Genomic DNA, 12,481 nt, shown 5'->3' with positions numbered 1-12,481 from the left:
CGCGCGGGGCCGCTCACCGCCGGGAGCGCTTTTGCGGGGCGCGGTTGGTGTAGCTCGCGTTGCCCAGGCCGGTTCCCACGGTGAGCACGGCCCAGCGCTCCACGTCCTGCGTGAAGGGCAGTTCGGAGAGCCCCTGCACCACGGCGTCGTTGTGCAGGCAGACCTGGATGCGGCCGCCGTTGATGGTCGGCAGGCGCTCGCACAGGTCGCGCGGCAGGTGGAAGCGGATGCTCTCCCAGTTGCCGGGCAGGTTCTGCGTGCCGCCCGCGAGCGAGCCGTCCTCGCAGACGAGGCCCGGGCAGGCCACGCCGACGAAGGGTGCGAGGCTGAGTTCCTTCTTGCGGGCGTACTCGACCAGGTCTTCCAGGATGCCGGCGATGCCGTCCACGAGTTCGTCGCGCCGCGGGGAGTCGTCGGCATGGCCCCACTTCTCGCGGCGCAGCACCTCGGCCTTCGACATGTCGGGCGCGGAGTGCAGGTGCGTCTGCACGATGCCGCAGCGGACGTTGGTGCCGCCGATGTCCACCGCCAGGATCGCGTCGTAGCTCTGCAGCAGCGCGGGCGGTGCCAGGTGCACCCAGCCGATCAGGCCGCCCTCGTCGGCATGGTGGTGCAGCAGGCGCAGCTCGATAGGGTCCTTCTTCTTGCGCTTCAGTTCCTCCGCGACGAGGTCCGACGCGCGGGCGATGGCACGCTCGCCCACCTCGCTCTGGTGGAAGCCGCCGCCCACGATCACGCGCTCCACGCCCTTCCAGGTCTTGTGCTGCAGGAAGCGCAGGACCACGTGCGCGAACTGCTGCGCATAGTCCTCGGAAGCGGCCTCGATCGTCCGTGCCGCCGTGCCGTCCTTCTGCAGCATCTCGTCCAGGCGCTGCTTGCTGATCTCGCGCGTGGGCTTGTCGCCGAGCGGGTCCTTGCCGGCCATGTCGGCATAGACCGTACGCCAGGCGTCCAGCATGTGGCGGAAGGCGGTGCGGCTGGCGTTGTCGCCCGCGAAGCCGTCGCCGTCGCGCAGCTCGAGGCTGTAGTCGTCGATGGTGACGGATGCCAGCTCCATCTCGCCGTGGGGGCCGGCCGCGCACAGCGCGAGCCGGGCTTTCTCCTCACGCTCCGTCGCGGCGGCGGATACGGGGGATTCTTCCTTTTCTTTCGATGCCATGGATGGTGTCGGTGGGTGGAGCGGGAGAGCGCCGGCCGGCGGCCGGACGCACGGGCACGCGGCGCATGTCCTTGCCGGATGGTGCCTCGGCCGTGGCGGGCGTTGCGTCAGCCAATGCCGCCAAACCGGGCCCTCATGCCCCTACCCCGTCATCCCCTCGCCCGCAGAGCCACCTGCGCACGCCCGCCCAGCCCCACCGCGACGAGCACGGACACGCCGAAGACCCAGCCCGACAACGCCCCCGCGATGCTGCCGGACAGCAGCGTGCCGACGGTGCAGCCCAGGCCGGTCATGGCGCCCCAGCCCAGCAGCACCCCACCGCCCAGCCCGCGGACGGCGTCGCGCGCGGTGGGCCACCGGGGCGCGAATTGCCGGCTCGCCAGTGCTGCGACGAACGCGCCCGCCACCAGCCCCGCCAGGAGCAGGGCGTTGGGAGTGAGCCATTGCGCCTGGGGCGCGGTCGCGCAGCCGCCCAGGCCGTCGAGCCCTTCGAGGCGCACCGGCACCCATCCCCATTCCGTGCCCAGCGCACGGGCCGCGCCGCCCAGCGTGGCGGTGACGCCGAGCGGCCGCATGCGCACGATGACGAAGGCGGCGATCAGGCCCACGGCGAGGCCACCCGTCCAGTAGGGCCAGCGGCCGGTCCAGAGGCCCTGCCACACCGCGCCCAGGGGCCGCACGGCGGGGCCGCCCGGTGCAATGGCCGGCGCTCCGGCCTGGCGACGCGCATACCCGCGCCACAGCAGCGCCGCCGCCCCGCCGAGCACCGCCAGCTGCAGGGCGAGCGCTCCGCCGTAGCCCAGGTGCGCCGGCAGCCAGACCACCGGCGCTTCGGCGATCACCTGGGAATACAGGGTGTTCCAGGTGCGGAAGCCGAGCAGGAAGCCGAGCGCGGTGCCGAGCAGCGCGAAGGGCGCGACGGCCGACCCTTCGGCGAGCCGGTACCAGTGCGCGCTGATGCACGAGCCCGACACCACCATGCCGGTGCCGAACGCCAGCCCGGCCGCCACCAGCGCCACGCTCACGGGGCCGATGTGCATGTCCGGCGGCAGCAGGCCCGGCGCCGGCGCGGCCACCCAGCTGCCGAGCACCACGGTGGTGCCCATCGATCCCACGGCCAGGGCGAGCAGGATGGCGAGCAGCCCGCGCGGGTCGCCGCCGTCGATCCAGTCGCGCGCATGGCAATAGAAGCAGAACCGCGAGCGCTGCAGCACCAGCCCCAGCAGCGCCCCGGCCAGCAGCGCGAAGGCGAGCGTGCGCCCGCCGCCGGCATGCTGCTGCAGCGCGTGCGCGGTGGCCGCGATGCCCACGGCCAGCACCGCGGCCACCAGCGCGGAAAGCGCCGCGCCCGGGGACCGGTCCGCGCCTGGGGCCGCGCCTGGAGATGCGATCGGTGTCGATGCCATTGGCGTCCGTCCTTTCCGCCGCGGTGCGGCAGCCCTTGCCATTCAGCCCAAAAAAAGCCCGCACGAGGCGGGCTGTGAAGGAGACCCCCTACTGACAAACCGTCAGCCGCCCGGGGAAGGGGCGCCTGGAGGCGGCACGGGCATCATTTCGATGCCCAGACCGTGCCGGCCGGATTGATGATGGGCACGCCCACGGCATTGCCGTATTCGGTCCATGAGCCGTCGTAGTTGCGGACCTGGTAGCCCAGGATCTTGCTCAGCGCGAACCAGGTGTGGCTGGAGCGCTCGCCGATGCGGCAGTAGGTGATGACCGGCTTGCTGCCGTCCACGCCCGCGGAGGCATAGAGCCTGCGCAGCTCGTCGGCGGATTTGAATGTGCCGTCCTCGCGCACGGCCTGGCCCCAGGGGACGTTCACGGCGCCCGGCACGTGGCCGGCGCGCAGCGCGAGCTCCGGCACGCCGGGCGGCGCGAACACCTTGCCGGAGTATTCGTCGGCCGAGCGGATGTCCACCAATTTCGCGTCGCTGCGGCCTTCGGCCACGGCCAGCGCATCGGCCAGACGCGCGCGCAGCTGCGGATTCGGGGCCGTGACGCGGTAGGTGGTGGCGGCGTATTCCGGCACCCGATTGTTCAGCGGCCGGCTTTCCGCCTCCCACTTCCTGCGGCCGCCGTCGAGCAGCTTGACGTTCTTCACGCCATAGATGTCGAACACCCAGGCGCCCCAGGCCGCGAACCAGTTGTTGGTGTCGCCGTAGAGCACCACCGTGGTCTCGGGGCCGACCCCGGAGCGCGAGAGCAGCGCCTCGAACGCCTCCTTGCCGACGATGTCGCGCCGCACCTTGTCGTTCAGGTCGTTGTGCCACGAGAAATTGACGGCGCCCGGCACGTGCGCGCGCTCGTAGAGGCCGGGGTTCACGCTGACCTCTACGATGCGCACCTGGGCGTTGTCCAGGTTCCGCGCCAGCCAGTCGGTGGTCACCAGCGGCCCATCGGGGATCGGGGTGGCGGCGAACGCCACGGCGCTGCCGCCCGCGATCAGCCAGCCCCAGACGGCGACACGCAGGCCCCTGCGGGCGGTGTGGAGGCGCCCGCGCTGCGCCGGCGCGGCAGCCGAGAGATCGTTGGCGGGGTGGGCGGCATGGGTCATCTGTCGTCCTTTCGGCAGTGCGGTGGGTGGCTCGGGGTGGGCCCTGCGCACAGGTCGCGCCGGGTTGAGCTCTACTTTAGGGTTCGGTGGGGCCTGTGGTAAGCGACAAGATCGCGCTTGCTCATGCGCAAACCGAGCAAGCGTGGAGGCGGACGCAGCACCGGGCACGCCACCCGCGCCCGCAGTGCCGCGGCATACTCGGTGCCAGGCCGCCCCGAGGACGGCACCCGACGGATCGATCACCATGCCGCAACGCTTGCTTCCCCACCCCTTGCGCCGCGCCGCCGCGACCGCGGCATGGTGTCTGGCAGCCGTCCTCATCCATCCCCCGGCGCAGGCCGACGAGGGCCGCGGGGTGCGGGACAACGGCTGCATGCGCTGCCATGCGATGGAACGCCCCTACGTGGGGCCCGGCTTCGCCCAGATCGCCGAGCGCTACCGCGACGACAAGAACGCCGAGAGCTACCTGGCGGATCGCATCCGCAACGGTGGCGCGGGCGAATGGGGCCGGGCCCTGATGCCGCGGCACCTGCGCATCGGCGAGGAGGAAGCGCGGTCGCTGGCGCGGTGGATCCTCGCGCAGCGCCACAAGGGATAGCGCCGCGCACCGGGGGTGGCGGGCCCCTGTGTTCAGCGCTCGCTGCGCAGCGCCTCGTCCACCGCTTCGCGCGTGAGGGTGGGCACGAAGGTTTCGATGAACCGGTAGGCGTAGCCGCGCAGCCAGCTGCCGCGCCGCAGGCCCAGCCGGGTGAGGTTGACCTCGAAGAGATGCCGCGCGTCGATCATGCGCAGATGGCGGTCGCGCTCCGCATCCAGCGCGATCGAGGCGACGATGCCCACGCCCATGTCCAGCTCGACGTACGTCTTGATCACGTCGGCGTCCATGGCGGTGAGCACCACGTCGGCCTGCAGGCCTTCGCGCGCGAAGGCCTCGTCGATGTGCGCGCGGCCGGTGTAGCCCAGCTCGTAGGTGATGATGGGAAAGCGCGCCAGCTGCCGCAGCGTGGGCGGCTCGGGAAGGTCCAGCAGCGGATGCCCCGGCGGCACCACGATGCTGTGGGACCAGCGGTAGCACGGCAGGGTGACCAGCTCGCCGTAGCCCGCGAGCGCTTCGGTGGCCACGCCGATGTCGGCCTCGCCCGAGAGCAGCATCTCCGCCACCTGCCGGGGCGAGCCCTGGTGCAGGTGCAGCGTGACCTGCGGAAACAGCGCGCGGAAGTCGCGCACCACCTGCGGCAGTGCGTAGCGGGCCTGCGAATGCGTGGCGGCGATGGACAGCCGCCCTTCCCCGCTGGCGCGGAAATCCTGGCCTGCGCGCTGCAGGTTCGCGGCCTCCAGCAGCAGCCGCTCGACGATCGGCAGCAGCGTGGTGCCCGGTGGCGTGAGCCCGGTGAGCCGCTTGCCCGCGCGCACGAAGATTTCCAGGCCCAGTTCCTCCTCCAGCTCCCGGATCTGCCGGCTCACGCCGGGCTGGGAGGTGTGGAGGGTGCGGGCCACGTCGGTGAGGTTGAAACCCGAGCGCACGGCCTCGCGCACGGAACGCAGTTGCTGGAAATTCATGCGCCGCCGCGCGCCTCAGAGTTTGGCGATCGACACTTCGGTCGATTTCACCAGCGCCACCACGTCCGAGCCGACCTGCAGGCCCAGGTCGTCCACCGAGCGGGTGGTGATGACGGAGGTGACGATGCCCCAGGGCGTCTCGACATCGACCTCCGAGACGACGTCGCCGCGGATGATCTCGCGCACTTTGCCCTTGAACTGGTTGCGCACATTGATGGCCTGGATGGACATGGTGGGTAGCTCCTGTGGTGGTGAAAGAAAAGAGAACGGTGGATGGATGAACGTGCGGATGGCCTGGTGCGGATGCGCGGAGCGCTCAGACGGCCCAGCGCAGGCCGTGCGCCGGCACGCCGGGCCAGCCGCCCGCGCCGGCGGGCTCTTCGGGCTGCCCGGGCTTCTGCAGCACGCGGTCCAGGATGCGTTTTTCGATGGCGGCGAACGCCGCATCGCCATGCGATCGGGGCCGCGGCAGTGGGATGCGCTCGTCGAGGGCGATGCGGCCGTCCTCGATGAGCACCACGCGGTCGGCCAGGGCCACGGCTTCCTGCACGTCGTGGGTCACGAGCAGCGCGGTGAAGCGGTGGCGCTGCCACAGGCCTTCGATGAGGCGGTGCATCTCGATGCGCGTGAGCGCATCCAGCGCGCCCAGCGGCTCGTCCAGCAGCAGCAGGCGCGGCCGGTGCACCAGCGCGCGCGCCAGGGCCACGCGCTGGCGCTGGCCACCGGAGAGGCGTGCGGGCCATTCGCCGGCGCGGTCGGCCAGGCCCACCTGGGCGAGCACCTCGCGGCCGCGCTCCTCTTCGGTGGCCGGCAGGCCCAGGGTGACGTTGTCCAGTACGCGGCGCCAGGGCAGCAGGCGTGCCTCCTGGAACATGATGCGCGTGTCGCCGTGCAGACCGGCGACGGGATGGCCGTCGACTTCCAGCGCTCCGGAGCTGGGCGCCTCCAGCCCCGCCACGAGGCGCAGCAGGGTGCTCTTGCCGCAGCCGCTGCGGCCGACGATGGCGACGAACTCGCCCGGCGCGATGTCGATCTGCGCATCGCGCAGCACGGCGCGCGCGCCGTAGCGCTTGGTCAGGCGCCGAGCCTGCAGGCGCAGGCCGCCGGCAGCCTGCCCGTGCGCGTTGGAAGATGGGGTGTCATGGGGCATGGCGAGGTCCTTTCTTCATGCCTTGGCCTGGTAGCCGGGGTGCCACCGCAGCCACCAGTGCTCCAGGCCGCGGGCGAACACGTCGGCCAGCTTGCCGAGCAGCGCGTAGAGCAGGATGCCCACCAGCACCACGTCGGTCTGCAGGAACTCGCGCGCGTTCATCGTGAGGTAGCCGATGCCGGCCTGCGCGGAGATGGTTTCCGCCACGATCAGGATCACCCACATGAGCCCCAGCGAGAAACGCAGGCCCACGAGGATCGAGGACATCGCGCCCGGCAGGATCACCTCGCGGTAGAGCTGCCGGCGCGAGAGCCCGTAGGTGCGGCCCATCTCGATCAGTCCGGGATCGACGTTGCGGATGCCGTGGAAGGTGTTGAGGTAGATCGGGAAGAACACCGACACCGCGATCAGGAACACCTTGGCCGATTCGTCGATGCCGAACCACAGGATCACCAGCGGGATCAGCGCCAGCGCCGGAATGTTGCGCACCATCTGTACGGTGGAATCCAGCAGCGTTTCCGCCCAGCGCAGCGAGCCGGTCAGCAGCCCCAGCAGCAGGCCCAGGCCGCCGCCGATCGCCAGCCCCGCCAGCGCACGGCCGGCGCTCACCTTGACGTGCGTCCAGAGTTCGCCCGATTCCGCGAGCGCCCAGGCCGCCTTGAGCACGTCGAACGGCGCGGGCAGCACCCGGCTGGAGAGCCAGCCCTGGGCCGAGGCCACCTGCCAGGCCGCGATCAGCGCCACCGGCACGAGCCAGGGCAGCAGGCGCTGCCCCACCGCGGCGGCCCATTGCCGCACGGGGGCGGGCAGGCCCGCGCCGGGCGCTTCGGGCGTTTCGGTGGCGGCGGACACCTGCAGTTCCCGCACCGTGGGCGATGCGGCGGAGGGCACGGCGGGGTTCGTCATGCGAAGGCTCCCGCTTCCGTGTCGGGTTCGAGGAACTCGAGCTGGTTGCCGGCCGGGTCCTTCACGTAGAAGCGCAGGTAGCCGGGCAGCGCGCGGTTTTCCACCAGCGGCAGTTCGGCCTGCAGCAGGCGGCCCCGCAGTTCGGGCAGGTTGTCGACTTCGAACGCCAGGTGCGATGCCACCGGCGCCGGCTGCCAGCGGGCGGTGGGCACCAGCGCGATGCGCTGGGGGCCGGCCGCGAAATGCAGGGCGTCCTCCGCCGGGTACCCCACTTCGGGAAGGCCGAGCAGCCCGGCGTAGAAGGCGCGCATCGCGCCCTCTTCGCCCGCGGGGAACGGCAACTGCACGTGGTTGATGGAATGGATGGCCATGCGGTGTTCCTCCTGCGGGGGTGGTTCAGCTCTGCGCGGCGCGCGGCACGAACTGGTTGCCGACGATCTCGCCGAAGGGGCCGGTGAGCGGGCCCGACGAAGCGCCCCCGCCGGCGATGCGCGCGCGGGTGTCCAGCGGCAGCAGCGGGAACACCAGCTCCGCGAAGCGGTAGGCCTCTTCCAGGTGCGGATAGCCGGAGAGCACGAAGGTATCGATGCCCAGGTCCGCGTACTCCTGCATGCGCGCGGCCACGGTCTGCGGATCGCCGACCAGCGCGGTGCCGGCGCCGCCGCGCACCAGGCCGACGCCGGCCCAGAGGTTGGGGCTGATCTCCAGGTCGGCGCGGCTGCGCTTCGCGCCCCCGGCGTGCAGTGCGGCCATGCGGCGCTGCCCCTCGGAATCCATGCGCGCGAACACCGCCTGCGCCTGGGCCACGGTCTCGTCCTTCACGCGGCTGATGAGTTCCTCGGCGGCGGCCCAGGCGGCCGCGTCGGTTTCGCGCACGATCACATGCAGCCGGATGCCGAAGCGCACCGTGCGTCCCCGCCGGGCGGCCCGGGCGCGCACGTCGGCCACCTTCTGCGCGACGGCGGCCGGCGGCTCGCCCCAGGTCAGGTAGGCGTCCACATGCTCTGCCGCGAGGTCGTGCGCCGCCTCCGACGATCCGCCGAAATACACCGGCGGGTACGGCGTCTGCACGGGAGGATAGAGCAGCTTCGCACCCTTCACGGACAGGTGCTCGCCGTCGTAATCGAAGGCCTCGCCCGCATGGCTGCGCGCCAGGATCTCGCGCCAGATGCGGATGAACTCATCGGACTGCGCATAGCGCTGCGCATGGTCGAGGAACACGCCGTCGCCCTCCAGCTCCACGCGGTCGCCGCCCGTCACCAGGTTGATGAGCAGGCGCCCGCCCGACAGCCGGTCGAAGGTCGCGGCCATGCGCGCGGCCAGGGCCGGCTGGTGCAGCCCGGGCCGCACCGCCACGAGGAACTTCAGGCGCCGGGTGACGGCCGCGAGCGCGGATGCGGCGACCCACGGGTCTTCGCAGGAGCGGCCGGTGGGGATCAGCACGCCCTCGTAGCCGAGCGTGTCGGCCGCGGTGGCGATCTGGCGCAGGTAGTCGTAATCGACGGCGCGGGCACCTTCGGAGGTGCCGAGGTAGCGGCTGTCGCCGTGGGTGGGAATGAACCAGAAAACGTGCATGGCGGGCTTTCTCGAAAAGAGTCGGCAGGGTCAGTAGGAAATGGCGAAGCGCAGGGCGCGCGTGGCCCGCGGCCCGCGCACCGCGGGGCGCAGGCCCCAGGCGCGCGCCGTCACGGCCAGCAGCTGCCGGGCGCCGGGGGCGAGGACCGAGGGGGACGGGACGAAGGGCATGGCGTGGCTCCTGGGCAGCGGGCCGCCGGTCAGGCGAGATCCACCGGGGCGGCGTGCAGCACGTTGAGCTTCTTCGGGATCAGCTTGAGATCGAAGAAGGTGTCGGCGATCGCCTGCTGCTCGGCCAGGATCTCGCGATTCACGACCCGCGTGCCGTAGCCCGCGCGGCCGACGAACAGCTCGGTCACGGCGCGGTCCAGGCCCAGCACCTGGGAGAGTTCCGCGGCCGCTTCCGCCCTGTGGCCCGACACCCACTGGTCGACCCCGTCCACTTCCTCGATCGCGATGCGCAGCACGTCCGCGTTGCGGGTGGCGAAGTCGCGCGAGGTGAAATAGAAGGCGCGGTTGTTCACCACGCCCGTGGCGTCGGCCAGGATGCGTGCGCCCAGGGTCTTTTCGGCAGCGGCCAGGAACGGGTCCCAGATCACCCAGGCATCCACCGCGCCACGCTCGAACGCGGCCCGCGCATCGGGCGGCGCGAGGAACACCGACTGCACGTCGCGGTACTGCAGGCCGTTCTTCTCCAGCAATTTGGCCAGGAAGTAATGCACGTTCGAGCCCTTGTTGTAGGCCACGCGCTTGCCCTTCAGGTCGGCGACGCTGCGGAGGGCCGACCCCTTGGGCACCACCACCGCCTCCAGTTGCGGGCGCGGGACCGTCGCTCCGGCGTACACGAGCGGGGCACCCGCGGCCTGGGCGAAGATCGGCGGGGCCTCGCCCACGTCGCCGAAATCGATGGAGCCGACGTTCAGCGCCTCTAGTTGCACCGGGCCGGCGTTGAACTCCGTCCAGGTCACCTTCACGCCCAGCGGCGCCAGCCGTTTTTCCAGCGTGCCGCGCGCCTTCAGCAGCGACAGCCAGCCCTTCTGGTGGCCCACGCGCAGCGTGCGGCCGGCGCCGGAGGACTGCGCCCAGCCCGGGGAAGCGGCGAGCGCCGCGGCACCTGCGCCAGCGGCCAGCCAGCGGCGGCGGGACCACGCATGGGCGGCGGAAGAAAGAGACGAGGGGACCATGTCGGAGACTCCAGAAATGCGATGAATGGATGCGGGCGGCCAGGGCTCCGCCCGGCCGGGGGGCGCATGCGCCTGCCCTGCGGAAACGGACGGACCGAATCGTGGAAAAAAGGAGGGTGGAAGCGGGGCGGCGGCACGCCAGCAGTGCGGGCCCCTGCCCCGTCAGACGCTACATCGCACCTGGTCGAAGGGGATGGGCGGGAAGCGCGCCGCATGGGCCGGCAGCCGCAACGCGTCGTTCACGAGCAGGTCCAGCGCTTCGTCGAGGCGCTGCGAAATCTCCGGGCCGATGGCATAGGCCCCTTCGGGCGTCAGTGCCACCTGCGCATCGGTGGCGTAGACGCCGGGCAGGATGTGCCGGGCGCCGAGCGACTGCAGCACCGGCCGCAGGGCGTAGTCGAGCGCCAGCATGTGGTGCGGGCTGCCGCCCGTGGCCAGCGGCAGCACCGCCTTGCCCCGCAGCGCCGACTGCGGCAGCAGGTCCAGGAACACCTTGAGCACGCCGCTGTAGGCCGCCTTGTAGACCGGGGTCGCCACCACCAGCGCATCGGCCTCGGCCACCTGGTCGACCGCATGGGCGATGGAGCGGTGGCCCGCATCGGCGAGCAGCAGCGCCTGCGGCGAGAGATCGCGGATGTGCAGGCGGTGCACCGCCGTGCCGCGCACCGAGAGCCGCAGCGACACGGCATCCAGCAAGGCCGCCGAGCGCGAGCGCTCCGAGGGGCTTCCGGCGATCAGGAGGATGGACATGGGCTGCTTCCTTCGTTGGAGTAGTTATCGGGCGGCCGGTGCGGTCACTTCTTCGTGTAGATCTGGTCGAAGCTGGCGCCGTCGGCGAAGTGGTCCTTGTCGGCCTTCGCCCAGCCGCCGAACGCCTGGTCGATCGTGACCAGCGTGAGCTGGGGGAACTGCGCCTCGTACTTGGCCTTCGCCTTCTCGCCGGTCGGGCGGTAGAAGTGTTTGCCGGCGATGTCCTGGCCCTCGTCCGAATAGAGGTATTTCAGGTATTCCTCGGCCACGGCGCGCGTGCCCTTCTTGTCCACCACCTTGTCGACCACCGCCACGCTGGGCTCGGCCAGGATGGACAGCGAGGGGGCGACGATCTGGAACTTCTCGGCGCCGAACTCCTTCAGCGCCAGGAACGCTTCGTTTTCCCAGGCGAGGAGCACGTCGCCCACGCCGCGCTGCACGAAGGTGATGGTGGAGCCGCGCGCACCGGTATCGAGTACCGGCACGTTCTTGTAGAGCTTGCCGACGAACTCCCTGGCCTGCGCATCGCCGCCGTACTTGCGCTTGGCGTATTCCCAGGCGGCCAGGTAGTTCCAGCGCGCGCCGCCGGAGGTCTTGGGGTTGGGCGTGATCACCTGCACGCCGGGCTTGACGAGGTCGTCCCAGTCCTTGATGCCCTTGGGGTTGCCCTTCTTCACGAGGAATACGATCGTGGAGGTGTAGGGCGCCGAGTTGTGCGGCAGGCGCTTTTGCCAGTCGGGCTTGACCAGCCCGCCGTTCTTCACCAGCGCGTCGATGTCGCCGCCCAGCGCCAGCGTGGCCACGTCGGCGTCGATGCCGTCGATGATCGACCGCGCCTGCTTGCCGGAGCCGCCGTGCGATTGCTTGACCTGCACGTCCTGCCCCGTCTTGCCTTTCCAGTACTTCGCGAATGCCTGGTTGTAGTCCACGTACAGCTCCCGCGTCGGGTCGTACGACACGTTGAGCAGCTGCACCGGCTGCTGGGCGACGGCCGGCAGGGCCAGCGCGCCGAGGGAACCCGCGAGGACGGCGGCGGCGGGAAACTTGATAAAGTGGCGGCGAAGGTTCATGAGGGGCTTTCCAGAGAAGATCCGTGGACGGTGCGGTAGAGCACGGCACCGATGCAGCGCATTCTGTGAGCCCGCCCTCAAAACTGAAACTACTGAAATTTCAGTTTTAAATTTCCAAATCATCTTTGGACCTGGACCGCTTCACCCTGTCTCCTGCGGCAACGCCCGGAGACTCCCCATTTCCCATCCCGTCAGAACAAGGAAACACCCCATGGCACGTACCGTCCAGTGCATCAAGCTCGGCAAGGAAGCCGAAGGCCTCGACTTCCCTCCCTACCCCGGCGACCTGGGCAAGCGCATTTTCGAGAGCGTGAGCAAGGAGGCCTGGGCCGGCTGGCTCAAGCACCAGACCATGCTCGTGAACGAGAACCGTCTGAACCTCGCCGATGCGCGCGCCCGCCAGTACCTGGCACGCCAGATGGAGCAGCACTTCTTCGGCGGCGGCGCGGATGCCGCCGCGGGCTACGTACCGCCCAGCGCCTGACGCAAGGGCGGGCCGGCACCGTGCCGGGCCGCTTCCGGCGCAAGCCGCCCCCCCGCCCCCCGCAAGCCCGGCCCCGCCGGGCTTTCCTT

Annotated in this window: 15 protein-coding genes; 2 read left to right on the top strand and 13 right to left on the bottom strand. The window is 70.9% G+C overall.

What is annotated here, in order from left to right:
* Window positions 1–13 precede the first annotated feature (13 nt).
* From Q9R47_RS12210 to Q9R47_RS12200, 3 genes are all read right to left on the bottom strand, one after another.
* Window positions 14–1,159: an ROK family protein gene (locus Q9R47_RS12210; protein ID WP_311233466.1), complete on the bottom strand. Its 1,146-nt coding sequence runs from the start codon at window positions 1,157–1,159 to the stop codon at window positions 14–16.
* 149 nt (window positions 1,160–1,308) lie between these two features.
* Window positions 1,309–2,565, bottom strand: a complete 1,257-nt coding sequence (locus Q9R47_RS12205) for a YeeE/YedE family protein (protein ID WP_311233465.1) — start codon at window positions 2,563–2,565, stop codon at window positions 1,309–1,311.
* Window positions 2,566–2,708: 143 nt separating this feature from the next.
* Window positions 2,709–3,713 (bottom strand): sulfurtransferase, encoded by a 1,005-nt coding sequence (locus Q9R47_RS12200; RefSeq protein WP_311233464.1) that lies wholly within the window; start codon window positions 3,711–3,713, stop codon window positions 2,709–2,711.
* A 244-nt stretch (window positions 3,714–3,957) separates the two neighbouring features.
* Between Q9R47_RS12200 and Q9R47_RS12195 the strand changes: the two genes are divergently transcribed.
* Entirely contained in the window at window positions 3,958–4,311 is a 354-nt protein-coding gene (locus Q9R47_RS12195) for a c-type cytochrome (RefSeq protein ID WP_311233463.1), read from the top strand.
* A 32-nt stretch (window positions 4,312–4,343) separates the two neighbouring features.
* Here the strand turns inward: Q9R47_RS12195 and Q9R47_RS12190 are convergent, their stop codons facing one another.
* From Q9R47_RS12190 to Q9R47_RS12145, 10 genes are all read right to left on the bottom strand, one after another.
* Complete coding sequence (locus Q9R47_RS12190; protein WP_311233462.1) at window positions 4,344–5,273, bottom strand: CysB family HTH-type transcriptional regulator; 930 nt, start codon at window positions 5,271–5,273, stop codon at window positions 4,344–4,346.
* Window positions 5,274–5,288: 15 nt separating this feature from the next.
* The gene (locus Q9R47_RS12185; RefSeq protein WP_011796117.1) at window positions 5,289–5,504 is read right to left on the bottom strand and encodes a molybdopterin-binding protein; all 216 of its coding nucleotides are present in this window, start codon (window positions 5,502–5,504) and stop codon (window positions 5,289–5,291) included.
* A gap of 85 nt (window positions 5,505–5,589) precedes the next feature.
* On the bottom strand, window positions 5,590–6,423 hold the full coding sequence (locus Q9R47_RS12180; RefSeq protein WP_311233461.1) for an ATP-binding cassette domain-containing protein: 834 nt from the start codon (window positions 6,421–6,423) through the stop codon (window positions 5,590–5,592).
* A gap of 15 nt (window positions 6,424–6,438) precedes the next feature.
* The gene (gene ssuC, locus Q9R47_RS12175; protein WP_311233460.1) at window positions 6,439–7,329 is read right to left on the bottom strand and encodes an aliphatic sulfonate ABC transporter permease SsuC; all 891 of its coding nucleotides are present in this window, start codon (window positions 7,327–7,329) and stop codon (window positions 6,439–6,441) included.
* Complete coding sequence (locus Q9R47_RS12170) at window positions 7,326–7,700, bottom strand: VOC family protein (RefSeq protein WP_311233459.1); 375 nt, start codon at window positions 7,698–7,700, stop codon at window positions 7,326–7,328. Before Q9R47_RS12170 ends, ssuC begins: the two co-directional genes overlap by 4 nt.
* A gap of 25 nt (window positions 7,701–7,725) precedes the next feature.
* Window positions 7,726–8,904, bottom strand: a complete 1,179-nt coding sequence (gene ssuD, locus Q9R47_RS12165) for an FMNH2-dependent alkanesulfonate monooxygenase (protein ID WP_311233458.1) — start codon at window positions 8,902–8,904, stop codon at window positions 7,726–7,728.
* A 30-nt stretch (window positions 8,905–8,934) separates the two neighbouring features.
* Window positions 8,935–9,075, bottom strand: a complete 141-nt coding sequence (locus tag Q9R47_RS12160) for a hypothetical protein (RefSeq protein ID WP_311233457.1) — start codon at window positions 9,073–9,075, stop codon at window positions 8,935–8,937.
* 29 nt (window positions 9,076–9,104) lie between these two features.
* On the bottom strand, window positions 9,105–10,088 hold the full coding sequence (locus tag Q9R47_RS12155; RefSeq protein WP_311233456.1) for a sulfonate ABC transporter substrate-binding protein: 984 nt from the start codon (window positions 10,086–10,088) through the stop codon (window positions 9,105–9,107).
* A 162-nt stretch (window positions 10,089–10,250) separates the two neighbouring features.
* Complete coding sequence (gene ssuE / locus Q9R47_RS12150; protein WP_311233455.1) at window positions 10,251–10,838, bottom strand: NADPH-dependent FMN reductase; 588 nt, start codon at window positions 10,836–10,838, stop codon at window positions 10,251–10,253.
* A gap of 44 nt (window positions 10,839–10,882) precedes the next feature.
* Entirely contained in the window at window positions 10,883–11,908 is a 1,026-nt protein-coding gene (locus tag Q9R47_RS12145; protein WP_311233454.1) for a sulfate ABC transporter substrate-binding protein, read from the bottom strand.
* Between the two features lie 211 nt (window positions 11,909–12,119).
* On the opposite strand from Q9R47_RS12145, the gene Q9R47_RS12140 reads away from it, so the two are divergent.
* The gene (locus Q9R47_RS12140) at window positions 12,120–12,392 is read left to right on the top strand and encodes an oxidative damage protection protein (RefSeq protein ID WP_092950976.1); all 273 of its coding nucleotides are present in this window, start codon (window positions 12,120–12,122) and stop codon (window positions 12,390–12,392) included.
* Window positions 12,393–12,481: the final 89 nt, after the last annotated feature.

Source organism: Acidovorax sp. PRC11, assembly GCF_031844105.1.
Classification (GTDB): Bacteria; Pseudomonadota; Gammaproteobacteria; order Burkholderiales; family Burkholderiaceae_C; genus Paracidovorax.
This window is presented reverse-complemented; position numbering and strand designations above follow the sequence as displayed.

Bases quoted from the DNA above. Each gene is read 5' to 3' on its own strand.
- ssuE (WP_311233455.1), bottom strand. From the start codon at position 10,838: ATGTCCATCCTCCTGATCGCCGGAAGCCCCTCGGAGCGCTCGCGCTCG.
- Q9R47_RS12200 (WP_311233464.1), bottom strand. From the start codon at position 3,713: ATGACCCATGCCGCCCACCCCGCCAACGATCTCTCGGCTGCCGCGCCG.
- Q9R47_RS12170 (WP_311233459.1), bottom strand. From the start codon at position 7,700: ATGGCCATCCATTCCATCAACCACGTGCAGTTGCCGTTCCCCGCGGGC.
- Q9R47_RS12140 (WP_092950976.1), top strand. From the start codon at position 12,120: ATGGCACGTACCGTCCAGTGCATCAAGCTCGGCAAGGAAGCCGAAGGC.
- Q9R47_RS12180 (WP_311233461.1), bottom strand. From the start codon at position 6,423: ATGCCCCATGACACCCCATCTTCCAACGCGCACGGGCAGGCTGCCGGC.
- Q9R47_RS12195 (WP_311233463.1), top strand. From the start codon at position 3,958: ATGCCGCAACGCTTGCTTCCCCACCCCTTGCGCCGCGCCGCCGCGACC.
- Q9R47_RS12185 (WP_011796117.1), bottom strand. From the start codon at position 5,504: ATGTCCATCCAGGCCATCAATGTGCGCAACCAGTTCAAGGGCAAAGTG.
- Q9R47_RS12190 (WP_311233462.1), bottom strand. From the start codon at position 5,273: ATGAATTTCCAGCAACTGCGTTCCGTGCGCGAGGCCGTGCGCTCGGGT.
- ssuC (WP_311233460.1), bottom strand. From the start codon at position 7,329: ATGACGAACCCCGCCGTGCCCTCCGCCGCATCGCCCACGGTGCGGGAA.
- Q9R47_RS12155 (WP_311233456.1), bottom strand. From the start codon at position 10,088: ATGGTCCCCTCGTCTCTTTCTTCCGCCGCCCATGCGTGGTCCCGCCGC.
- Q9R47_RS12145 (WP_311233454.1), bottom strand. From the start codon at position 11,908: ATGAACCTTCGCCGCCACTTTATCAAGTTTCCCGCCGCCGCCGTCCTC.
- Q9R47_RS12205 (WP_311233465.1), bottom strand. From the start codon at position 2,565: ATGGCATCGACACCGATCGCATCTCCAGGCGCGGCCCCAGGCGCGGAC.
- ssuD (WP_311233458.1), bottom strand. From the start codon at position 8,904: ATGCACGTTTTCTGGTTCATTCCCACCCACGGCGACAGCCGCTACCTC.
- Q9R47_RS12160 (WP_311233457.1), bottom strand. From the start codon at position 9,075: ATGCCCTTCGTCCCGTCCCCCTCGGTCCTCGCCCCCGGCGCCCGGCAG.
- Q9R47_RS12210 (WP_311233466.1), bottom strand. From the start codon at position 1,159: ATGGCATCGAAAGAAAAGGAAGAATCCCCCGTATCCGCCGCCGCGACG.